Annotated in this window: 19 protein-coding genes, 1 tRNA gene and 1 riboswitch; of the genes, 3 read left to right on the top strand and 17 right to left on the bottom strand. The window is 71.3% G+C overall.

What is annotated here, in order from left to right; all coding sequences use genetic code 11:
* Positions 1-14 precede the first annotated feature (14 nt).
* On the bottom strand, positions 15-326 hold the full coding sequence (locus CNQ36_RS14150) for a hypothetical protein (protein ID WP_121546271.1): 312 nt from the start codon (positions 324-326) through the stop codon (positions 15-17).
* A 102-nt stretch (positions 327-428) separates the two neighbouring features.
* Here CNQ36_RS14150 and CNQ36_RS14155 point away from each other — a divergent pair, with 102 nt between their 5' ends.
* Positions 429-659, top strand: coding sequence for a DUF4287 domain-containing protein (locus CNQ36_RS14155; RefSeq protein ID WP_004930470.1), 231 nt, complete (start codon positions 429-431; stop codon positions 657-659).
* Positions 660-742: 83 nt separating this feature from the next.
* Here CNQ36_RS14155 and CNQ36_RS14160 read toward each other — a convergent pair whose 3' ends face one another.
* The 3 genes from CNQ36_RS14160 to CNQ36_RS14170 all read right to left on the bottom strand — a co-directional run bounded on the left by CNQ36_RS14160 (position 743) and on the right by CNQ36_RS14170 (position 2,338).
* Positions 743-1,636: a Bax inhibitor-1/YccA family protein gene (locus CNQ36_RS14160; RefSeq protein ID WP_121546272.1), complete on the bottom strand. Its 894-nt coding sequence runs from the start codon at positions 1,634-1,636 to the stop codon at positions 743-745.
* A 228-nt stretch (positions 1,637-1,864) separates the two neighbouring features.
* The gene (locus CNQ36_RS14165) at positions 1,865-2,185 is read right to left on the bottom strand and encodes a MazG-like family protein (protein WP_004930463.1); all 321 of its coding nucleotides are present in this window, start codon (positions 2,183-2,185) and stop codon (positions 1,865-1,867) included.
* Positions 2,186-2,254: 69 nt separating this feature from the next.
* Positions 2,255-2,338: transfer RNA gene (locus CNQ36_RS14170), tRNA-Leu, on the bottom strand.
* 402 nt (positions 2,339-2,740) lie between these two features.
* Here CNQ36_RS14170 and CNQ36_RS14175 point away from each other — a divergent pair.
* Positions 2,741-3,541, top strand: coding sequence for an ABC transporter ATP-binding protein (locus CNQ36_RS14175; protein WP_121546273.1), 801 nt, complete (start codon positions 2,741-2,743; stop codon positions 3,539-3,541).
* Between the two features lie 61 nt (positions 3,542-3,602).
* On the top strand, positions 3,603-6,131 hold the full coding sequence (locus tag CNQ36_RS14180) for an ABC transporter permease (RefSeq protein WP_121546274.1): 2,529 nt from the start codon (positions 3,603-3,605) through the stop codon (positions 6,129-6,131).
* A 116-nt stretch (positions 6,132-6,247) separates the two neighbouring features.
* On the opposite strand, the gene CNQ36_RS14185 is transcribed toward CNQ36_RS14180, so the two are convergent.
* From CNQ36_RS14185 to CNQ36_RS14245, 13 genes are all read right to left on the bottom strand, one after another.
* Entirely contained in the window at positions 6,248-7,546 is a 1,299-nt protein-coding gene (locus CNQ36_RS14185) for an SAM-dependent methyltransferase (RefSeq protein ID WP_121546275.1), read from the bottom strand.
* A 204-nt stretch (positions 7,547-7,750) separates the two neighbouring features.
* Positions 7,751-9,136 (bottom strand): NAD(P)/FAD-dependent oxidoreductase, encoded by a 1,386-nt coding sequence (locus CNQ36_RS14190; protein ID WP_121546276.1) that lies wholly within the window; start codon positions 9,134-9,136, stop codon positions 7,751-7,753.
* A 418-nt stretch (positions 9,137-9,554) separates the two neighbouring features.
* Positions 9,555-10,520 (bottom strand): Ppx/GppA phosphatase family protein, encoded by a 966-nt coding sequence (locus CNQ36_RS14195; protein ID WP_121546277.1) that lies wholly within the window; start codon positions 10,518-10,520, stop codon positions 9,555-9,557.
* On the bottom strand, positions 10,517-11,068 hold the full coding sequence (locus CNQ36_RS14200; RefSeq protein ID WP_121546278.1) for a DUF501 domain-containing protein: 552 nt from the start codon (positions 11,066-11,068) through the stop codon (positions 10,517-10,519). Before CNQ36_RS14200 ends, CNQ36_RS14195 begins: the two co-directional genes overlap by 4 nt.
* 30 nt (positions 11,069-11,098) lie before the next feature.
* Positions 11,099-11,575: an FtsB family cell division protein gene (locus CNQ36_RS14205; protein WP_040906975.1), complete on the bottom strand. Its 477-nt coding sequence runs from the start codon at positions 11,573-11,575 to the stop codon at positions 11,099-11,101.
* Between the two features lie 99 nt (positions 11,576-11,674).
* A complete protein-coding gene (gene eno, locus CNQ36_RS14210) occupies positions 11,675-12,955 on the bottom strand; it encodes a phosphopyruvate hydratase (RefSeq protein WP_004930442.1) in 1,281 nt (426 codons plus the stop codon).
* Positions 12,956-13,213: 258 nt separating this feature from the next.
* Positions 13,214-13,924, bottom strand: a complete 711-nt coding sequence (locus CNQ36_RS14215) for a LysM peptidoglycan-binding domain-containing protein (RefSeq protein ID WP_004930441.1) — start codon at positions 13,922-13,924, stop codon at positions 13,214-13,216.
* A gap of 4 nt (positions 13,925-13,928) precedes the next feature.
* A riboswitch (cyclic di-AMP (ydaO/yuaA leader) is annotated at positions 13,929-14,098 on the bottom strand.
* A 205-nt stretch (positions 14,099-14,303) separates the two neighbouring features.
* The gene (locus CNQ36_RS14220; protein ID WP_121546279.1) at positions 14,304-15,287 is read right to left on the bottom strand and encodes a LysM peptidoglycan-binding domain-containing protein; all 984 of its coding nucleotides are present in this window, start codon (positions 15,285-15,287) and stop codon (positions 14,304-14,306) included.
* Positions 15,288-15,485: 198 nt separating this feature from the next.
* Positions 15,486-16,760: a cytochrome P450 family protein gene (locus CNQ36_RS14225; RefSeq protein WP_121546280.1), complete on the bottom strand. Its 1,275-nt coding sequence runs from the start codon at positions 16,758-16,760 to the stop codon at positions 15,486-15,488.
* Between the two features lie 41 nt (positions 16,761-16,801).
* On the bottom strand, positions 16,802-17,794 hold the full coding sequence (locus tag CNQ36_RS14230; RefSeq protein WP_121546281.1) for a nucleoside triphosphate pyrophosphohydrolase: 993 nt from the start codon (positions 17,792-17,794) through the stop codon (positions 16,802-16,804).
* Between the two features lie 100 nt (positions 17,795-17,894).
* Entirely contained in the window at positions 17,895-18,542 is a 648-nt protein-coding gene (locus tag CNQ36_RS14235) for a SurA N-terminal domain-containing protein (RefSeq protein ID WP_004930437.1), read from the bottom strand.
* Between the two features lie 193 nt (positions 18,543-18,735).
* Positions 18,736-20,232, bottom strand: coding sequence for a serine/threonine-protein kinase (locus CNQ36_RS14240; RefSeq protein WP_266104754.1), 1,497 nt, complete (start codon positions 20,230-20,232; stop codon positions 18,736-18,738).
* Positions 20,233-20,270: 38 nt separating this feature from the next.
* Positions 20,271-20,915, bottom strand: a complete 645-nt coding sequence (locus tag CNQ36_RS14245; RefSeq protein ID WP_121546283.1) for a hypothetical protein — start codon at positions 20,913-20,915, stop codon at positions 20,271-20,273.
* Positions 20,916-21,012 lie beyond the last annotated feature (97 nt).

Here is a 21,012-nt window from a genome sequence, read left to right on the forward strand (position 1 = left end):
CCGGTCCGGACCGGCTAGACCCCGGCGCGCCGGCGCGCCTCCTCCACCAGGCGTACCGCCTCCTCGACCTCGCCCTCGTCCTTCAGTACGAGCGCCAGGTCGTGACCGGCCACGGTGATCTGGTCGGCGGCGGCGAACATGCCCGCGTCGGGCATCTCACGGAGTTCGGTGCCCGGCTCCTCGACGCGCTGGGTGCGCCGCGCCAGCTCCCTGGCCAGGGCGAGCGCCTCGGCCGCCCCTCCCCGTTGCAGCCGGCTCTGCGGCGCGGCCCGCAGCCGGTCGGCGAAATGATCCACGGCACGGATGAAGGGCGTCGTATCAACCACGCGGTGAGCGTACGCGGCGCGGCAGGACTGTTGCCAACGGGCGAACCCTCGGGCACGGTGACCTGAAGGACCGGCTTACATCCCATACGTCCGGAGGCGCCGATGTCCCAAGTCTTCTCCGCCGAGACCCACCGCAACATGCTCGCCCGCATTCCGCACTGCACCGGTCGTGAGATCTCCGACTGGCTGCGCACCGTCGAGGACGGCCCGGCGCTCTTCCGCTTCGAGGAGAAGGTCAGCTGGCTCCGCCACGAGTACGACCTGGCGTACGGCCACGCCAAGGCGATCGTCCACGAATACGACCTGAGAAGGGCTGCGCGCAAGCTGCTCTAGCGCGCCGCCACGACGAAGGGCCCCGGGTGAACCCGGGGCCCTTGTCCGTACTGCCGCGGCACCGCCGCGGTACTGCCGGTCCGCTAGTCGCTGCTGTTGAGGATCGAGATGAGCCGCAGGAACTCCATGTAGATCCACACCAGCGTCAGCGTGAGGCCGAAGGCGGCGAGCCAGGCCTCCTCGCGCGGCGCGCCGTAGGCGATGCCGTCCTCGACCTGCTTGAAGTCCAGGGCGAGGAAGCACGCGCCGAGGAGGATGCCGACGACACCGAAGACGATGCCGAGCGGGCCGCTGCGGAAGCCGAGGCCGTCACCGCCGCCGAACACCGCGAACAGCAGGTTCACGGCCATCAGCAGGATGAAGCCGAGCGCGGCCGCCATCACGAAGCCGTAGAAACGGCGGTTGACGCGGATCCAGCCCGCCTTGTACGCCACCAGCACGGCGGCGAAGACCGCCATGGTGCCGATCACCGCCTGCATGGCCGCACCCTCGGCGATGCGGTTGTCGACGATGCTGGAGATCACGCCGAGGAAGACACCCTCGAACGCGGCGTACGTCAGGATCAGCGCGGGCGAGGCCTTGCGCTTGAAGGACTGCACGAGCGCCAGGACCATGCCGATCAGCGCGGCGCCGATGCCGATGCCGTAGGACCGGCTGATGTTGGCGTCGTCGACCGGCAGCAGCGCCCAGGCGAGCGCGGCGGTGACGATGAGCACACCGAGCGTGGTGCCCGTGCGCATGACGACGTCGTCGATGGTCATCCGGCCCGTGGAGGCCGGCGCCTGCGGCGGTGCGCCGTACTGCAGGTCCTGCTGGGCGTAAGGGTTCTGGGCGTACGGGTTGCCCGTCGGCTGCGCGTACGGGTTGGCCTGCGTGGCGACTGCGGGACCCCCGGCCTGCGGCGCGGTGTTGAAGCCCGCGTAGCCGTTGTCGCGGCCGAACCCCCGTCGCGAGAAGACCGGGTTACTGCTCCTCATTTCACTCCTCCATGGCCACACGGCGCGGCCTTGGCTCAAGAGTAATAGGTAGGCAAAGGATTACCCTACTGCTTGGGAAGGATCTTTCCCTCGTCGTGCTCCCCAACACGCTACGCGGCCGGGTGATTCCCCTCACCGGGCGGCGGCGAACCATGACCGACCCGGTACCTCCCCGGAACCGACCGGAGATCAACCCGTTCCCCCGGACCGGTGAGCCGGCGGCCGCGGCTACTCCGGCAGCGCCCTGCGCACCAGGTGGTCGAGCCGCTCGTCGAGGAGCCGCGCCGGGTCGTCCGCGCACGACGCCAGGGCGACGAGGACGGTCACCGCGACGTCGCACAGCTCCGTCGTGACGTCGTCCCAGGTGTGGGAGGCCCCCTTGCGCGGGTTGGCGCCCATCACGCCGTGCAGGGCCTCGGCGACCTCGCCGAACTCCTCGCCGATCTTGAGCACGCGCAGCAGCTTCGCGCTGTCGTCGGCCACGGGGGCGGCGTTCTCGTCCAGCCAGCCGCGCAGCCACTGCACCCGGTCCCAGGTGCTGTCGTCCATGCAGGTTCTCCTCGTCCCGGGCGCCGCCGTTCGGGGGTGCGCCGCGACCTCGCGCGAGGGGAGGGAAGGTGCCCGGAGCCGGACTTGAACCGGCACGCCCGCTCAGGGGCAGCGAGGTTTAAGCTCGCCGTGTCTGCATTCCACCATCCGGGCAGGCCGTGGGCTCCGCATCGAGGTCCCGAGCCTATCGGTGGCCCTCCCGCCCGCAGGGACCGGAGGGGCCGATCTTGTCTTATTTTATTGGCGCCTGATGGTGCATCAGCACCGTGAACACGCCGACAGCACATGCCCACAGCCTTACAAGTGACGATCCGTCATGCATGCGGAATGACGGAATTTCACCGTCGGAACAGGGGTGCTCCACCTGTTCCGCGCTCCCCCGGTCTCAGGGCCCGCCGTCATCCTGAGGTATGACGGCGCGCCCGGCGGTCCGTCCCGAGTCGCCCCCCGGAACGGGAGCAGCGGCTGACTCCACGGCGGCGATCGGGCGGAACGATGGTCACTGTCCCCGGAACCGTTCCCGGGACCACGTCGCCCCGACAGGAGTGTTCACCCGTGACCACCGCATCCCTCGCCGACCGGACCACCGCCGTGGCCGCGCGCGCCACGGAGCTTTCGAAGATCTACGGCCAGGGAGAGACCCGGGTGGTCGCCCTGGACCAGGTCTCCGTCGCCTTCCAGCAGGCCGAGCTCACCGCGATCATGGGCCCGTCCGGCTCCGGGAAGTCCACGCTGATGCACTGCGTGGCCGGGCTCGACACCTTCTCCTCCGGTTCGGTGCGCATCGGCGAGACCGAGCTGGGATCGCTGAAGGACAAGCAGCTGACGAAGCTCCGCCGGGACAAGATCGGCTTCATCTTCCAGGCGTTCAACCTGCTCCCGACGCTGTCCGCGCTGGAGAACATCACCCTTCCGATGGACATCGCGGGCCGTAAGCCGGACAGGCAGTGGCTGGACAGCGTGATCCGGATGGTCGGGCTGTCGGACCGGCTGGGCCACCGGCCCTCGCAGCTGTCCGGCGGTCAGCAGCAGCGGGTCGCCGTGGCGCGGGCGCTGGCCTCCCGGCCCGAGATCATCTTCGGCGACGAACCCACCGGGAACCTCGACTCCCGCTCCGGCGCCGAGGTGCTGGGCTTCCTGCGCAACTCCGTGCGCGAGCTGGGGCAGACGGTGGTCATGGTGACCCACGACCCGGTGGCCGCCGCCTACGCGGACCGGGTGGTCTTCCTCGTCGACGGCCGGATCGTGGACGAGATGCACGGACCGACGGCCGACTCGGTGCTCGACCGCATGCGGAATCTCCCTGGGGGCAACCCCCGGACCCCCGGCTTCGACGCCAAGGGCCGCACCAGCTGACACCCCGCTCCCGCACCCGCCCCTCCCCCGCCTCCGCACGTCTGGACTCGAGAAGACTCCCATGTTCCGTACCGCCTTGCGCAATGTGTCCGCGCACAAGGCCCGGCTCCTGATGACCGTGCTCGCCGTGATGCTCGGCGTGGCCTTCGTGTCGGGGACCCTGGTCTTCACCAACAGCCTCTCCGACGCCCTGCAGAAGCAGTCCGCCAAGGGCTTCGACCACGTCGACGTCGCCGTCACCCCCCAGTGGAGGGAGGCCGAGGGCGACAAGGTCGGCGAGTACCGGGAGCTGACCCGCGACCTGGTCGACGACAGCGCGAAGGTGCCCGGCGCCGAGCGGGCCATCGGGGTCGTCGAGGGCTTCACCGCCCTCGCCGGCAAGGACGGCAAGCTGCTCGGCAACGGCTTCCAGTCGCAGGGCGGCAACTACTGGGGAGCCGACGACCCCCGCTACCCGCTGGCCGACGGGCGGGCGCCGAAGGGTGAGGGCGAGATCCTCATCGACTCCGAGACGGCGGAGCGTGCCGGTTACGAGGTCGGCGACACCGTACGGATGTCGGTCGACGGTCCCGTCATGGAGCCGGAGATCACCGGGATCTTCACCACCGACGACGGCAACGTCGCGGCCGGCGGCAGCCTCACCCTGTTCGACACGGCGAGCGCGCAGAAGCTGTTCGGCAAGGCCGGCACCTTCGACGAGATCGACGTGAAGGCGAAGGACGGCGTCAGCGACACCGCCCTGGAGGCCCAGCTGAAGAAGGCGCTGCCCTCCGACGCCGTGGAGACCACGACGGGCACCCGGCTCGCCGACGACCAGGCGGAGGCGATCGCCTCGTCGATGAGCGGCATCAAGCAGGGTCTGCTGGTGTTCGCCGGCATCGCGCTGTTCGTCGGCACCTTCATCATCGCCAACACCTTCACCATGCTGGTCGCCCAGCGCACCAAGGAGCTGGCCCTGATGCGCGCGGTGGGCGCCTCCCGGCGCCAGGTGACGCGCTCGGTGCTGATCGAGGCCTTCGTGGTCGGCGCGGTCGCCGCCGTCGCCGGACTGCTCGCCGGTGTCGGCATCGGCGCGGGGCTGCGCTCCCTGATGGGGACGCTGGACGCGCCCATGCCCGACGGGCCGCTCGTGGTCACCCCGGGCACCGTCGCCTCCGCGTTCGTGGTCGGCATCCTGGTGACGATGCTCGCCGCGTGGCTGCCCGGCCGCCGGGCCGCGAAGATCCCGCCGGTCGCGGCGATGAGCGCGGTGCACGCCACGGCCACCACCAAGTCGCTGGTGCTGCGCAACACGCTGGGCGCGCTGTTCTCGGCGGCCGGTGTCGCGGTGGTCCTCGCGGCCACGACGATGAGCGGCTCCGACGGTCAGGCCCCGATGGGGCTCGGCGCGGTGCTGCTGATCATCGGCGTCTTCATCCTGACCCCGCTGCTGTCCCGTCCGCTGATCGCGGCCGCGGCCCCGGTGCTGCGCGTCTTCGGGGTCTCCGGGAAGCTGGCCCGGCAGAACTCGGTGCGCAACCCGCGCCGTACCGCCGCCACCGCGTCCGCGCTGATGATCGGACTCACCCTGATCACCGGTATGACGGTGATGGCAGGCAGCCTGCAGCACTCCATCGACAAGATGGCGGCCTCCGCGGTCGAGGCGGACTACATGGTGTCCATGGCGAACGGCCGCCCGCTGTCGCCGGACGTCGAGAAGAAGCTGAAGGGGGCCGGCGACGTCACCGCCACCAGCCCGCTGCGCAACGCGGAAGCCCGCATCGACGGCCGGAGCGAGTACCTGACCGGCGTGAACGGCGGCACGATCGGCGAGCTGACCGAGTTCCCGGTCCTCGGAGGCGCCTTCGAGGTCGGAGGCGCGCGGGTCGTCGTGGACGAGGACACCGCGACGTCGTACGGCTGGAAGGCCGGGTCGGCCTTCACCGTCGCCTACGCGGACGGCGAGAAGCAGAAGCTCACGGTCGCCGGGGTCTACCAGCCCAACGAGCTGATGAGCGGCATCATGATCGACACCGCGACCCTCGCCCCGCACCAGTCGGAGACGGCCGACATGATGGTCATGGTGAAGACCGCGGGCGGCACCTCCGACGCGGCGAAGGAATCGCTGGAGAAGGCGCTCGGCACCAACCCGGCGATCAAGGTCCAGGACAAGCAGGACCTCTCCAACGAGATCGCGAAGATGTTCACCCTGATGCTGAACATGGTCTACGGCCTGCTGGCGATGGCGGTGATCGTGGCGGTCCTCGGTGTGATCAACACCCTGGCGATGTCGGTGTTCGAACGCTCCCAGGAGATCGGGGTGCTGCGGGCGATCGGCCTGGACCGCAAGGGCATCAAGCGGATGGTCCGGCTGGAGTCCCTGGTGATCTCGCTGTTCGGCGGGGTGCTGGGCATCGGTCTCGGCGTGTTCTTCGGCTGGGCCGCAGGTGAGCTGGTGGGGACCTCGATGGCGACGTACGAACTCGTCCTGCCGTGGGCCAGGATGGGGATCTTCCTGCTGCTGGCCGCGCTGGTGGGCGTCCTGGCGGCGCTGTGGCCGGCCCGGCGGGCGGCCCGGCTGAACATGCTGCAGGCGATCAAGGCCGAGTAGCGGCCCAGGGCCCGTTGCGAAAGTGCCGTCGCCCGGCAGACGGCACTTTCGCAACGGGCCCGAGGCGGTGACGCGGGCCCCGTTCCGGGTGGAGCGGGGCCCGTGGCCGTGCCGAGTCAGTTCCAGGTGCGGGAGCGCAGCGGGAGGGCGCAGGCGCCGGACTCCGGGGTCCTGACGGCGAGGACCTGGTTGACGCCGATGCGGTTGCGTTCGAAGGCGAGGGCGGAGGCGGCCATGTAGAGCTGCCAGACCCGGGCCCGTCCGGGGCCGGTGAGGGCCACCGCGCGGGACCAGCCGGACTCCAGGTTCGCCACCCAGCCGCGCAGGGTCAGCGCGTAGTGCTCACGGATCGACTCGACGTCGCGCACCTCGAAGCCGGCACGCTCCAGCAGGGTCACCGTGCTGCCCAGCGGGGCGAGTTCGCCGTCGGGGAAGACATAGGCGTCGATGAAGTCGTCCACCCGGTACGTCGTCTCGTCCCGCTGCGGGCGGCGCGCGATCTGGTGGTTCAGCAGCCGTCCGCCCGGCTTCAGCAGGCGGTGCAGGGCGGTGGCGTATTCCAGGTAGCGCCGCGATCCGACGTGCTCGGCCATGCCGATGGAGGAGATGGCGTCGTAGGGGCCGTCCGTGACGTCCCGGTAGTCCTGTACGCGGATCTCGATCCTGTCGGTCAGGCCCTCGTCGGCGACGCGCTTGCGGGCGTACGCGGCCTGCTCCTGGGACAGGGTGACGCCGACGACGCCCACCCCGTGGTCGCGGGCGGCGTGGACGGCCATGGAGCCCCAGCCGCAGCCGACGTCCAGCAGGCGCCGTCCGGGCTCCAGGGCGAGCTTGCGGGCGACCAGTTCGAGCTTGTCGTGCTGGGCCTGTTCGAGGGTGCCCCGCGGGGGCGGGGCGGGCCAGTAGCCGCAGGAGTACACCATCGACGGGCCGAGGACGAGTTCGTAGAAGTCGTTGCCGACGTCGTAGTGGTGGCTGATGGCGCGTCTGTCGCTGTGCCGGGTGTGCAGCCCGCGGCGGGGGCGGCGGGCCTCCTCGGGGGGCGGGGCGGGCGGCAGCGGGCTTCCGGCGAGCGCGAGGAGGCCGCGTACGGCGGAGCGGAAGCCGGGGTCGCGCAGGGACCGGGTGAGGGTGCGGGTCTCCTCGTCGCGCTCCCAGATGAGGCCGGAGAGCCGGTCCAGGGCCGTGTAGAGGTCGCCCTCGACGGCGAGGTCGCCGGCCACCCAGGCGCGGGCGAGGCCCAGCTCGCCGGGCTTCCACAGGAGGTGGCGCAGGGCGCGGCGGTTGCGTACGACCAGGGTCGGGGTGTCCGGGGGGCCGGCCTGGGAGCCGTCCCAGGCGCGGACGCGGACGGGCAGGGGTGTGCCGATCAGCTGTTCGAGGATGCCTTTCAGCCGCGGTGCGGCGTCTGCCATGGTGTACACCTCCGTGACGGGGAATCCCGGAATGTCCTCACCACGTAAACACCTGGGGGGCGGGTTGGCAGTCCCCGGCGCGCGTCATCACCGGGCAAAGCCCACGAACGCACCCGCCGGGAGGCACCCGCGCCCCGCCGGGGAACGGCGAAGGGGCCGCCCGCACCACGGATGGCGGGCGGCCCCTCCAGGGGTGACCGGGGGTCAGGAGGCCTTGGCCTCGGTCTTCTTCGGTTCCTGCTGCGCCGCGGCGGGGGCCGGCTTGGCGGCCTCGTAGAACTCCTCGCGCGGCGTCTCGATCGCGCCCAGGGACACGACCTCGCGCTTGAGGAACATGCCGAGGGTCCAGTCGGCGAGGACGCGGATCTTGCGGTTGAAGGTCGGCATGGCCATGCCGTGGTAGCCACGGTGCATGTACCAGGCCAGACGGCCCTTCAGCTTGATCTTCACCTTGCCGACGACGATCATCGCGACGCCCTTGTGCAGGCCGAGACCCGCCACCGCGCCCTTGTTGGCGTGGCTGTACTCCTTCTGCGGGAAGCCCCGCATGCCGGAGATCACGTTGTCGCCGAGGACCTTGGCCTGGCGCAGCGCGTGCTGGGCGTTCGGCGGGCACCAGGCGTTCTCGTTGCCGGCCTTGCGGCCGACGAGGTCCGGGACCTGGGCGTTGTCGCCCGCGGCCCAGATGTAGTCGGTGCCGGTGACCTGGAGGGTGGCCTGGGTGTCGACGTGGCCGCGCGGACCGAGCGGGAGGCCGAAGCGGGACAGCGCCGGGTTCGGCTTGACGCCCGCCGTCCATACGATGGTGTTCGAGTCGACCTCGAGGCCGTTCTTCAGGACGACGTGGCCGTCGACGCAGGAGTCCATCGAGGTGGACAGGTAGACCTCGACTCCGCGGCTCTCGAGGTGCTCCTTGCCGTACTTGCCGAGCTTGGGACCCACCTCGGGGAGGATCTTGTCGGCGGCGTCGACCAGGACGAAGCGCATGTCCTCGCGGGACACCGTCTTGTAGTACTTGGCCGCGTCCCGGGCCATGTCCTCGACCTCACCGATGGTCTCCGCGCCGGCGAAGCCGCCGCCGACGAAGACGAAGGTGAGTGCCTTGCGCCGGATCTCCTCGTCCGTGGTGGAGTCGGCCTTGTCGAGCTGCTCGAGGACGTGGTTGCGCAGGCCGATGGCCTCCTCGACGCCCTTCATTCCGATGCCCTGTTCGGCGAGGCCGGGGATCGGGAAGGTGCGGGAGACCGCGCCGAGCGCGATCACCAGGTAGTCGAAGGGCAGCTCGTACGCCTCGCCGACCAGCGGGGCGATCGTGGCGACCTTGCGGTCCTGGTCGATGGTGGTGACCCGACCGGTGAGTACCTCCGCCTTGGGAAGCACGCGTCGCAACGGGACGACGACGTGCCGCGGGGAGATGTTGCCGGCGGCGGCTTCGGGGAGGAAGGGCTGGTAGGTCATGTACGACCGCGGGTCGACGACGGTGACGGTCGCCTCGCCGTAACGCATCTTCTTCTGGATGCGCCGAGCTGCGTACAGGCCTACGTACCCACCGCCTACTACGAGGATCCTGGGACGCTCCGTGGTGCTCATGCCATCGAGTATCCACCTGCCTCGGAGGGGTACCTCGTGCGCCCCTTCACAAGCTTCGACAGTGCCTGTGTTACCGACCCGCATTTCTTGATCCAGATCACAGCGCGAAGCGGGAACCGAGACCCCGCACGGCACGTTGTCAATGCCGCGTGAGCTGCCTCTCTGTCGGTCCGGAGGTCCTGTGAGGCGGTCCGCGCGATGCGCGCGACGCCCTCCGGCGGGACCCTCTTTCACACCTTCTGAACGTGTTCAAAGGGGTGTTGAGAGCCCGAACGGGTCAACCGGACCCGCTTCTTCGCCCTCGCGGGGCCAATTCCTTGTGAAGAACTTCACGAACTTTCCCGGCGGGGTCCCGCCGGGGGCTCCGGAAGAGCCCCCGAACGCCGCTCAAACGCCGTCCCGACTGCTCAGCGGAGTGCTACCGGCCGGCCGCGGAGGGGCCCTGCGCCACGGACCAGGCGATGCCGTCGAGGATGTCGTGCTCCGAGACCACGACCTCCTCCGCGCCGATCCGCTCCATGATCGACAGCAGCACCAGGGCCCCGGCGCCGATCACGTCCACCCGGCCGGGGTGCATGGAGGGCACCGCGGCGCGCTCGGCGTGCGTGGAGCGCAGCAGCCACTCGGTGATCTCGCGGACCCGGTCACGGGAGACGCGTGAGTGGTGGATGGCCGCGGAGTCGTACTCGGGGAGGTCCTGGGCGATCGCCGACACCGTCGTCACCGACCCGGCCAGGCCCACCAGGGTGCGCGCCTCGCGCAGCGGGACCGTCTCCTCGGCACGGTCGAGGGCGGCCTCGACGTCGGCCCTTATGGCCGCGACCTGCTCCGCGGTGGGCGGGTCCGACACGGCCCCGTCCCGCACCAGGTGGCGCTCGGTCATCCGCACGCAGCCGACGTCCACGGAGCGGGCGGCGCGCACATGCTCGCCGCCGACGACGAACTCGGTCGAGCCGCCGCCGATGTCCACGACCAGGAAGGGGCGGTGCAGATCGGTCCGGCCGGTCAGCTCCTTGGTGGCGCCGGTGAAGGAGAACTCGGCCTCCTGGTCGCCGGTGATGACCTCGGGCTCCACGCCCAGGATGTCCACCACCCCGCGCACGAACTCGTCGCGGTTCTCGGCGTCGCGGGAGGCGGAGGTGGCGACGAAGCGCAGGTTCCGGGCGCCGTGCTTCTCGATGATCTGCGCGTACTCGCGGCAGGCGGCGAAGGTCCGCTCCAGCGCCTCGGGCGCCAGCCGCCCCGTGCGGTCGACGCCCTGGCCGAGCCGCACGATCGTCATCCGCCGGTCCAGGTCGGTCAGTTCACCCGTCACCGGGTCCGCGTCGGCGACCAGCAGCCGGATGGAGTTGGTACCGCAGTCGATGGCGGCGACCCGGGTCACTGGCCGTCCTCCTTCACGGGCTTCACGGGCTTCACGGGCAGCGTCACGCAGGCGCCCTTGCGCCACCACTCCGGCAGCATCGCCAGCGCCTCGTCGCCCAGCGGGTTGACGCCGGGGCCGGCGGCCAGCGAGTGGGCGACCAGCACGTGCAGGCACTTCACCCGGTCCGGCATGCCGCCCGCGCTGGGGAAGTTCTTCAGCTCCTCGATCTCGTCGCGGCGCCGGACGTAGTCCTCGTGCGCCGCGCGGTAGGCGGCCGCCAGCTCCGGGTCCGCGGCCAGCCGCTCCGTCATCTCCTTCATCACGCCGTTGGCCTCCAGCGTCCCGATCGCGGAGTTCGCCTTCGGGCAGGTGAGGTAGTAGAGCGTGGGGAAGGGGGTGCCGTCGGGCAGCCGCGGCGCGGTCTCCACGACGTCCGGCTGCCCGCAGGGGCAGCGGTGCGCGATGGCGCGCAGCCCGCGCGGGGGCCGCCCGAGCTGCTGCTTGAAGGCCTCGACGTCCGCGTCGGTGGGCTCGGTGCGGGGGGTCGTGGGCGGAGGGGTTTCCATACCTGTCTTCTCTGCGGCTTTCGATGGGGGTTACCGGGCGGCGGCGTCGGCCTTGTCGACGCCGTCCCAGACGTTCGCGTACCAGGGGCGGTCGGCGGCCTCGAGATCCGCACGGGACTGCTTGGCCGTGCCCGGGTCGATGACGATGTATCCGGTCTCGCCGGGCAGGACGTAGTGCAGTCGCCGGCGGATCTCCTGCTCGGCGTACGCGTCGTCCTGCCAGCGCGCCTTGAGGTCGCGCAGCCGTTCGACCCGCTGGCGGGTCTCGGCCTGCTCCTGCTGGAGGTCGGCGATGTCCGCGCGCTGGGAGACGTACTGCCGCATGGGGTAGGCGAGGGCCACGATCAGGGAGCAGACCACCAGGGCGAGCAGCGCCGCCCGTCCGGTCAGCCGGGAGCGGCGTGCCTGGCGTTTGGTCTGCGAACGGTAGACCCGGGCGGCGGTCTGCTCACCGATCAGCCGGATCCTGGTCGCGGTGGAGAAACGGTCCCGGTCCTTGACCGCCATGTTCCGCCTCCGGTTCACCTGCTTACGCGCGTACGTCCCCGCACACGGTACGGGACCGGGTACGGGGACGTACGTACGACGCCGCCTCTACGGGGCAGGTCAGCCCTTGAACCGCGGGAAGGCGCTGCGGCCGGCGTACACCGCGGCGTCGTCGAGGATCTCCTCGATGCGCAGCAGCTGGTTGTACTTGGCGACGCGCTCGGAGCGGGCCGGGGCGCCGGTCTTGATCTGGCCGCAGTTGGTGGCGACGGCGAGGTCGGCGATGGTGACGTCCTCGGTCTCGCCGGAGCGGTGCGACATCATGCACTTGAAGCCGTTGCGCTGGGCCAGCTCGACGGCGTCCAGGGTCTCGGTCAGCGAGCCGATCTGGTTGACCTTGACCAGCAGGGCGTTGGCGGCGCCCTCGTCGATGCCGCGGGCGAGGCGCTCGGGGTTGGTGACGAACAGGTCGTCGCCGACGAGCTGGACCTTGTCACCGAGCTTGGCGGTGATGGTCTTCCAGCCCTCCCAGTCGTCCTCGAACAGCGGGTCCTCGATGGAGACCAGCGGGTACGCCTCGACGAGCTCGGCGTAGTACTCGGTCATCTCGGCCGCCGAGCGCTCCTTGCCCTCGAAGGTGTAGACGCCGTCCTTGTAGAACTCGGACGCGGCCACGTCGAGGGCCAGGGCGATCTGCTCGCCGGGGGTGTAGCCGGCCTCCTTGACGGCCTCGAGGATGAGGTCGAGGGCCTCGCGGTTGGAGCCGAGGTTCGGGGCGAAGCCGCCCTCGTCGCCGAGGCCGGTGGCCAGGCCCTTGCTCTTCAGGACCTTCTTGAGGGTGTGGTAGACCTCGGTGCCCCAGCGCAGCGCCTCGGAGAAGGACTCCGCGCCGATCGGCGCGATCATGAACTCCTGGATGTCCACGTTGGAGTCGGCGTGCGAGCCGCCGTTCAGGATGTTCATCATCGGCACCGGCAGCAGGTGCGCGTTCGGGCCGCCCAGGTAGCGGAAGAGCGGGAGGTCGCTGGCCTCGGAGGCGGCGTGGGCGACGGCGAGCGAGACGCCGAGGATGGCGTTGGCGCCGAGGGAGCCCTTGTTGTCGGTGGCGTCCAGGTCGAACATCGCCTGGTCGATCAGGCGCTGCTCGGTGGCGTCGTAGCCGACGAGCTCCGGGCCGATCTGCTCGATGACGGCCAGGACGGCCTTCTCGACACCCTTGCCCAGGTAACGGTTGGCATCGCCGTCACGGAGTTCGATGGCCTCGAAGGCACCGGTGGAGGCGCCGGACGGGACGGCGGCACGACCCGTGCTGCCGTCGTCGAGGCCGACCTCGACCTCGACCGTGGGGTTGCCTCGGGAGTCCAGGATTTCCCGGGCTACGACGACGTCGATGGACGGCACGAGCATCTCCTTCATGGATGTGACGCGGGTGAGCAGGGCCACGGCGGGTCCTGCGAGACCGAGCCTAACCGGCTCCGGGCGATCGGCCATCCGGCCACCCGCCCCGTGGACAGAACCGAGAGTAAATTGTTTCCGGACGGAACAAAGCAGTTTTCGGGAAACCCGCGCGGAACCCGGTCCGGTCCCGACATGAGAACCCCGCCCCGGTGCGTACGGGGGAAGACGCACCGGGGCGGGGAGCAGGGGGACCGCTGCCGCTTACTTCAGGTGCAGCTGCTGGCCCGGGAAGATGAGGTCGGCGTCGTCGACGATGTCGTCGTTCAGCTCGAAGAGCTTGGCCCAGCCGCCCTTGACGTCGTGCTCCTTGGCGATCGAGCTCAGGGTGTCGCCCTTGAGGACCTTGTACTCGCCGTCGCCCTTCTCGACCTTCTTGCCGGTCGGGGTGGTGACGGTCTTCTGCTCGGCCTTCGGCTCGGCCTGCTTCTCGGCGGCCGGGCGCTCGGCGGAGCGGGAGGCCTTCTGCTCGGTCTCACGGGTCTCGGTGGAGCCGGAGCCCTGCGAGGAGCCGGAGCCGTTGGAGGAGGAGCCGCTGTAGGCCGCGCCGGACAGGCCGGTGCCGCAGACCGGCCAGGCGCCCTTGCCCTGGCCCGCGAGGACCTTCTCGGCTATCTCGATCTGCTGGGCCTTGCTGGCCTGGTCGGCGGAGGCGGCGTACTGGGTGCCGCCGTACGCGGCCCAGGTGGAGGCCGAGAACTGCAGACCGCCGTAGTAGCCGTTGCCGGTGTTGATGGACCAGTTGCCGCCGGACTCGCACTGGGCGACGGCGTCCCACTCGGAGGCGGTGGCGGCGGAGGCGTTGCCGGCCGCCATCAGCGGGGCGGCGACGGCGGCGGAGGCGACGCCGGCCACGGCGAGCGCGCGGGTGGCCTTGGACGGACGACGGTGCTTGCCCTTGGTGGAAAACAGCATGCTGGGATCCCCTCACCGACGCCTGCGAGGTGAGCTGTCGGGTTCGGGCCGGTTGAGTTGCCCGGCCGCGCCCCTCCCGGGACACGGCTTCACCCCAAGCCGGATCCGGCGTCAACTGCCCGGACTCGGCGCTTACCTTGGGTCCCCCGCTCCTGCCTACGGCGCATTACGCGACGACTGTTCCCGTGCTGCCACTGGCAGGATTCGGCGTGGCGGCAGCCGGGGCCCGCGATGGCGAGCGGTCACGACCGTAGACACGCGATCCGCGGAATATCAAAGACGATCAGGGCTTCTGAGACCTATATCTCACAGTCTTTAAACCGGACATTCAGCGCGAACCATGACGCCAACTGCCGCCGCCGTCAGGCCCTTTCGGGCGTCACTTTTCGCCCGGTTCGACCCCGACCTCAAGCTCCTGACCGGGCAGGATGAGGTCCGGGTCGACGCCGACGACCTGCTCGTTCACGGCGTAGAGCGAGCGCCATCCGCCCTTGAGCTCAAGGGAGTCGGCGATGAACGAGAGGCTGTCGCCGGTGCGCACGGTGTACGAGCCGTCGGCGGCGTCGCGCGAGGCGTCCGCGCCGCGGGAGGCATGCCGTCCGGACGATCCCGGCGCACGGTCCCCGCCGTCACCCTCCTCGGCGCTCACGCCGCGATGACGGCCGTTGCCCGTGTCCTCACCGTCGACGGCCCCCGAAGAACCGGTACTCTGCCCCGACTTGTCCGACTCGTCACTCTTCGGCGCGTTCGAGGCGGAGGGGGAGGCGCCGGATCCCCCGTCGGAGGCGGTGTCCGAATCCTTGCCGGAATCGCTTGACTTGTCGGACTTGGCCGAATCGCCGGCGACGCTCTCGTCATCGGACGAACCGGAGGAAGGGGAGGATTCGCTGGAGTCGGACGATCTGGATGAGTCGGAGGAATCGGATGAGCCGGACCCACTCTTCGTCGAGTCCTCCGACACGCCGGTGTCGATGTCGGCCGATGCCGAGCCCTGCTCCAGGCCCGAGAGCAGCCCGCAGGTGCGCCACGCGCCGACCCCCTGGTCGGCGAGGATCTTCTCGGCCACGGCTATCTGCTGGCCGCGGCTGGCCTGGTCGGCGCTGGGCGCGAAGTCCAGGCCGCCGTAGTTCTCCCAGTCGTCCTGGGTCAACTGCAGTCCGCCGTAGTAACCGTTGCCGGTGTTCTGGCTCCAGGAGCCGCCGCTCTCGCACTCGGCGACCCGGTCCCAGGTGGCGCCGTCGGCCGCGCTCGCGCTGCCTGCCCCGAGGAGGGGGATCGCGATGGCGGAGCCGGTCACTCCGGCCGCGACGAGGAGAGCCGGAGCCTGGCGGGGGCGACGGTGCCGACCGTTCCCGGAGAGCATGCGGAGACCTTTCGCGAGACAGCAATGACGGTGCGGCGAGTCGGAGTACGAGCCACCACACTTGATGGGTGAACGTATCGGCAGTCGATCACTTGTCACAAGTTCATGCCGCGCAGATCACGTGAAGATCACAGACATGAGGGCGTGTCATGTTTGCGCTGGTCCGTTGGCGGGCAGGGCGGACGGCCGCCCGGTCCGTCACGTCCGCGGCGGGGTGAACTCCACGGGCAGCGTGCGCAGTCCGCGCATGATGAGCCCGCCGCGCCAGCGGAGCTCGGCGGGATCCGCGGCGAGCCGCAGGTCCGGGAGGCGGGTCAGCAGGGTGGCGAGCGCGGTCTGGCCCTCCAGCCGGGCCAGCGGGGCGCCCAGGCAGTAGTGGATGCCGTGGCCGTACCCCAGGTGCTGGTTGTCGCGCCGGCCGAGGTCGAGCAGGTCCGGGTCGGCGAACCGCTCCGGGTCCCGGTCCGCCGCCGCCAGCACGACGAGGACGGGGTCGCCGGCCGCGATGCGCTGCCCGCCGAGGGTGACGGGCTCGGTGGCGAACCGCCAGGTGGCGAGCTCCACGGGGCCGTCGTAGCGCAGGAGCTCCTCGACGCCGGTCTCCAGGAGTCCGTGGTCCCCGGCGGCGAGACCCCGCTGCAGCCGCTCGCGCTCGCCGGGATGGGTGAGCAGGGCGTAGGTGCCGTTGCCGATGAGGTTGACGGTGGTCTCGAACCCGGCGAACAGCAGGATGAAGGCCATCGCGGCGGCCTCGTTCTCGGTGAGGTGCTCGCCGTGGTCGGAGGCGCGGATGAGACCGGAGATGAGGTCCTCGCCGGGGGCCGGCTCGGCGGGGAGCGCCTCGCGCTTGCGGTGGATCAGCTCGGCGAGGTACCCGCGCATCTTCTTCACGGAGCGGGCGACTCCGCCCCTCGGTCCTCCGCCGTGACGGATCATCATGCCCGCCCAGTCGCGGAAGTCGTCCTGGTCCTCGCGCGGGACGCCGAGGAGGTCGCAGATGGCGTAGATGGGGAGGGGGAAGGCGAACTCGTGGATGAGGTCCGCGGAGCCGCTGTCCGCGAACCGGTCGATGAGCCCGTCGGCGAGCTCCTGCACCCGGGGCGCGAACTCGGCGACCCGGCGCGGGGTGAACGCCTTGCTGACCAGCCGTCGCAGCCGGGTGTGGTCCGGCGGGTCGATGTTCAGCAGATGCGTCATCAGCTCCGCCTGCCGCTCCCCGGGGATGCCGGTCTTCCCCTTGGCGTGCGCGGGCTCGTCGTGGTGCGCGGGATTCTTGGACAGCCTGCTGTCGGCCAGGGCCTGCCTGGCGTCGCCGTACCGCGTGACCAGCCACGCCTCCACCCCGCTCGGCAGCCGTGTCCTGCGCACCGGCGCGTGCTCGCGCAGCCAGGCGTAGGCGGGATAGGGATCGGCGGCGAACTCCCAGCTGAACAGCTCGGGGGTGGGGGTGGAGGCGGAGGGGTGGTTGGTCACACCTCGACGGTAGCGGGCGGGCGGGGCGGGCCCGTCCCGCGCTATCCCCCGCTCTGCCCCTCCGCCGCCCGTATCGCGTCGCGGTACACCCGCGCCGCCGCCCGCAGCGCCGCCTCCGGGTCCACCCCGGCGGCCTCCGCCCGCACCGCCAGCGCCAGCAGCTCGTAACCGACGTCCTCCCCCGCCGGCAGCGGCACCTCCAGTCCCGCGCTCCGCGCCCGCGACCCCAGTTTCGCCGCCAGCGCCAGCCCGGGCTGCCCGATCGGCACCCCCTCCGTCACCGAGCTGCGCCGCTTCTCCTCGGCCTTGGTGCGCATCCAGTGCGCCTTGACGTCCTCCGGCGTGTCCGCCGTCTCCTCGCCGAAGACGTGCGGGTGGCGGTGGATCAGCTTGGCGACGATGCCGCCGGCCACGTCGTCGACCGAGAAGGGCGCGTCGGGGTCCTCCTCCGCTATACGGGCGTGGAAGACGACCTGGAGCAGCACGTCCCCCAGTTCCTCGCGCAGCTCGTCCCGGTCGCCCTCCTCGATGGCCTCGACGAGTTCGTACGCCTCCTCGATGCCGTACTTCGCCAGGCCCTTGTGGGTCTGCCGGGACGACCACGGGCACTCGGCGCGGATCCGGTCCATGACCTGCACCAGGTCGAGCAGCCGGGCGCCGGGGAGGTCGTAGGAGGCGGGCAGCAGCTCCAGACCGGGCATCCGGACCCTGCCCGACCCGGCCAGCCGGGCGAGTCCGTCGGTGAGCGCGGGTTCGCCCTCGCCGGTGGCGACGACCACCACCGTCCGCCCGCCGGAGCAGGCGCCGACGATCTCCTCGGCGGTCGGTGACGCCTCCTCGACCGGTATCCCGGCCTCCCGCAGATACGGCAGCTGCGGGTGGGCGCCGTCCGCGCACAGCACCCTGTCGGCCGCGTGCAGGGCCTGCCAGGCCGGCCAGGACAGCAGGCCGGGCGCGACACGGTGGCTGGTGGTGAGCAGGACGACGCGGCCGGTGGCGGCCTCGGAGCTCGGTGCGGGGCTGTGTGCGTTCACGCTTCGAAACTAGCCCACCGCGCCGACAGCCCCCGAGTTGTCCACAGGCCGGTTGCCGAGGGACCGGTTGTCCACAGGCCGGTCGTCCACAGGCGGCCGGTCAGAGCGTCTGCGGCATCCCGGCCGCCGTGACGTCCCGTACCCACGGCGTCTTGGCGTCGACCCGGCTGCTCTTCTCCACGTCCCAGTCGCCGTAGCGCGGGTTGAGGTCGACGTCGAGCTTCTTGCTCGCCTCGGACAGCGCCTGCCAGAACTCGGGCCGGCTGGTGTCGGTGCCGAGCCGCTGGGCCAGCTTCTGTGCCTGGACCTGGAGGCGGAAGTTGTCGTCGAGGCGCTGCGGCGGGATGCCGTACTGCTGCAGCCAGGCCGCCTCCAGCGCCTCGGCGCCGCCGGTCTGCTGCTCCAGGCCGGACCGCATCTGCTGGACCTCCTTGCGGGTGACGCTCACGCCGGCGTCCCGCGCGGCGCGCTCCAGCACGCGGTCCAGGACCATGCTGTGCAGGGTGTCGCGGGTGAGGGTGCCGGTCCGGGCGATGGCCTGCTGGTACTGGGCGTCGTCCGGTACGGCCGCCCGCTGGGCCGCGCGGACCTCGTCGACGCGGTTCTCCAGCTGCGACACGGTGATCCGCTCGCCGCCGACGACGGCCGCCGCACCGGGGTGCGCGTCGTTTCCGCAGGCGGTGAGCAGGGGTGCCGCCGCGGCGATCGCGGCGGTGAGGAGGAGCGCGGTGCGACGGCGGCGGTGCAAGGAGACCTCCTGAGGAGAGCTTGTGCGGCGGTGCACAAAGTCTTGCGGTGATCGATGGTAGGCATCGGCCAAGCTCTGGCCAACCCATTCGACCAACGATTCACGGCAACTTCCGGCACCGGCACGGGGGCCGTCCGGACGTACGGCCCGTCCGCGCGCCGTCCGCGGCCCCCTCGGGGCCCTCGCCGTCCCGCTAGCCGCGCACCTGCCCCAGCCACTGCAGGGTCCGCCGGATGTCGGCGGCCAGCGGGTGCCCGGGGCCCTGCACGCGTTCCACGTCGTGCAGCAGCCGGACCAGCGTGTCGTGGGCGGCGGCACGGTCGCCGAGGGCGAGCAGCAGATGCCCGATGCGGCGGCGCACGTCATGGGCGAGCTGCGGGTCGCCCGCCGCCACGTACTGGTTCTCGTAGTACCCCAGCAGCGCCCGGTACTCGGCGAGCGCCGCCGCCGGTTCGCCGAGCTGTTCCAGGCACTGGGCGGACTCGTAGCGGTAGCGCAGGGACTGCGGGTCGGCCTGGCCCGCCTCGGCGGCGCGTTCGTCGGCGAGGCGGCGCAGCTCGGGCAGGGCGCGCCGGTACTGGCCGTCGTCCAGGAGCGTGGCCGCGTACTGCTTGCGCAGGGTGCGGACGACCGGGGAGTGCTCGCCGTGCTGGTCGGCGGCGACGGGCAGGATCGAGCCGAGGATGTCGACGGCCTGGGTGATGCGGCCCTCGCCGAGCAGCCGCTTCACCTCGTCCACGGCCGCGGCGACATCGGCCTTCTCCCCCGTCGGCGCCGGCGCCGCGGCGGGCGCCGGCTGGGGGGCGGGGGTGCGCGCCCGGTCCGGCCAGGGGGCGTGCGGGCGCAGGAAGGGGCGGGTGGGGTCCAGCGGGGCGCCGGTGGGCGTTCCCCGTGCGGGGAGCAGCAGCGCCAGGTGTTCGTAGACCTCCTGCGCGGAGTCCGGGCGGTGCTGGGGGTCCTTGGCGAGCAGGCGCAGCACCAGGGCCTCCAGGGCCTCGGGGACCTCCGGGCGGAGCCGGCGCACCGGCACCGGCGGCTCGTACAGGTGCCGGTGCAGCACTCCGAGCGCCGTGGAGCCGGCGAACGGCACGTCGCCGCTGAGGAGTTCGTGCATCAGCACGCCGAGCGCGTACAGGTCCGTGTACGGGCCGACCGCGCCGCCCATCGCCTGCTCGGGGGCCATGTAGGCGGGCGATCCGATGGGCGAACCGGTGTGCGTCAGCCGGGTGGTGTCGCTGTCCATGACGGAGGCGACGCCGAGGTCGAGCACGGTGACGGTGCCGTCCTGCTTCACCATCACGTTGCGCGGCTTGAGGTCGCGGTGGACGATCGGCACGGCGTGCACGGCGCTCAGCACCGCGCACAGCTGGGCCGCGACCGCGACCGTCCACTGCCACGGGTAGGGGTCGTGTTCGGCGAGGTGGTCGCCGAGGTCGGCGCCGTCGACGTACTGCATGACGAGGAACAGTTCCTCGCCCTCGCTGCCCGCGTCGTGCACGGTGACCAGTCCGGGGTGGTCGACCTGCGCGGTCACCCGGCACTCGCGCACGAAGCGGCGGCGCAGCTCGTCGGCCTCCTGGCCGGCCACCTTGTCGGGCCGCAGCAGTTTCACCGCCACGCGCCGGTCCAGCCGCTTGTCGTAGGCCGTCCAGACCTGCCCCATGCCGCCCTGTCCGATGAGCGTGGACAGTTCGTACCGGCCGGCGACGACTCGTCCCGCCGTCACGCTCACTTGCCGCCCTCGCCGCCGCCGTGCTGTCCGGGACCGCCGTCCTGGCGGCGCAGGTAGTCGCTGAGTTCGTCCAGCTCGGCGCGCACCTGGTCGATCCGGGCGGGCGCGGGGCGCTGCGGCGGCTGCTGCGACTGCGGCGGTACGGGGGTGGGCGGCACGGGGGTGGGCGCTGCCGGGGTGTGGGGGGCCTGCGGCTGGGGCACCGGCGTGGACGCGTACGGCGAGGCGGGCCCCGGGTAGCCGTACGGGGAGTGGACGCCCGGCGCGTGCACCGTGGTGGCGTGGGGCGACGGCGGCACCTGGCCCGGGTAGGGGCGCGGCTGCCGGTGGAGGCGGATGTCCACGGTCAGGAAGTACGCGGCGGAGCTCGCACCCAGGATCAGGACGGCGGCCAGGGCCACGTCGGTCCGGTAGTCCGACTCCGGCAGCGAACCGACCACCGCCAGGCAGGCTATGGACAGCGGGAGGCTCACCCAGGCCATCGCCCAGTCGAGCGGACGCCCCCGCAGGAACGCGATCCGGAACAGCGGCACACAGGCCAGCAGACCGCAGCACAGGACTCCGGCGGCGGCGTACAGCACGCGCTGCGTGATGACCATTGCCGCGCTGGGGGTGGGCGGCGCCGCGCCGTGGCCGTACATGACTGCTCCTGGACAGGTGTAGCCGATGGAAACTCGGAGTCCGAGCGTATAGGCCGACGGCGACAACCGGTCCCGGGATGTACCGAACCGTTGTCGT

The sequence above is a fragment of the Streptomyces fungicidicus genome (assembly GCF_003665435.1).
GTDB lineage: Bacteria > Actinomycetota > Actinomycetes > Streptomycetales > Streptomycetaceae > Streptomyces > Streptomyces fungicidicus.

What these genes read in the sequence shown, in the direction of transcription:
- CNQ36_RS14185 (WP_121546275.1), bottom strand. Translation starts at nt 7,546, where the DNA reads ATGGCAGACGCCGCACCGCGGCTGAAAGGCATCCTCGAACAGCTGATC.
- CNQ36_RS14155 (WP_004930470.1), top strand. Translation starts at nt 429, where the DNA reads ATGTCCCAAGTCTTCTCCGCCGAGACCCACCGCAACATGCTCGCCCGC.
- CNQ36_RS14160 (WP_121546272.1), bottom strand. Translation starts at nt 1,636, where the DNA reads ATGAGGAGCAGTAACCCGGTCTTCTCGCGACGGGGGTTCGGCCGCGAC.
- CNQ36_RS14245 (WP_121546283.1), bottom strand. Translation starts at nt 20,915, where the DNA reads ATGTACGGCCACGGCGCGGCGCCGCCCACCCCCAGCGCGGCAATGGTC.
- CNQ36_RS14200 (WP_121546278.1), bottom strand. Translation starts at nt 11,068, where the DNA reads ATGGAAACCCCTCCGCCCACGACCCCCCGCACCGAGCCCACCGACGCG.
- CNQ36_RS14205 (WP_040906975.1), bottom strand. Translation starts at nt 11,575, where the DNA reads ATGGCGGTCAAGGACCGGGACCGTTTCTCCACCGCGACCAGGATCCGG.
- CNQ36_RS14180 (WP_121546274.1), top strand. Translation starts at nt 3,603, where the DNA reads ATGTTCCGTACCGCCTTGCGCAATGTGTCCGCGCACAAGGCCCGGCTC.
- CNQ36_RS14165 (WP_004930463.1), bottom strand. Translation starts at nt 2,185, where the DNA reads ATGGACGACAGCACCTGGGACCGGGTGCAGTGGCTGCGCGGCTGGCTG.
- CNQ36_RS14220 (WP_121546279.1), bottom strand. Translation starts at nt 15,287, where the DNA reads ATGCTCTCCGGGAACGGTCGGCACCGTCGCCCCCGCCAGGCTCCGGCT.
- CNQ36_RS14215 (WP_004930441.1), bottom strand. Translation starts at nt 13,924, where the DNA reads ATGCTGTTTTCCACCAAGGGCAAGCACCGTCGTCCGTCCAAGGCCACC.
- CNQ36_RS14190 (WP_121546276.1), bottom strand. Translation starts at nt 9,136, where the DNA reads ATGAGCACCACGGAGCGTCCCAGGATCCTCGTAGTAGGCGGTGGGTAC.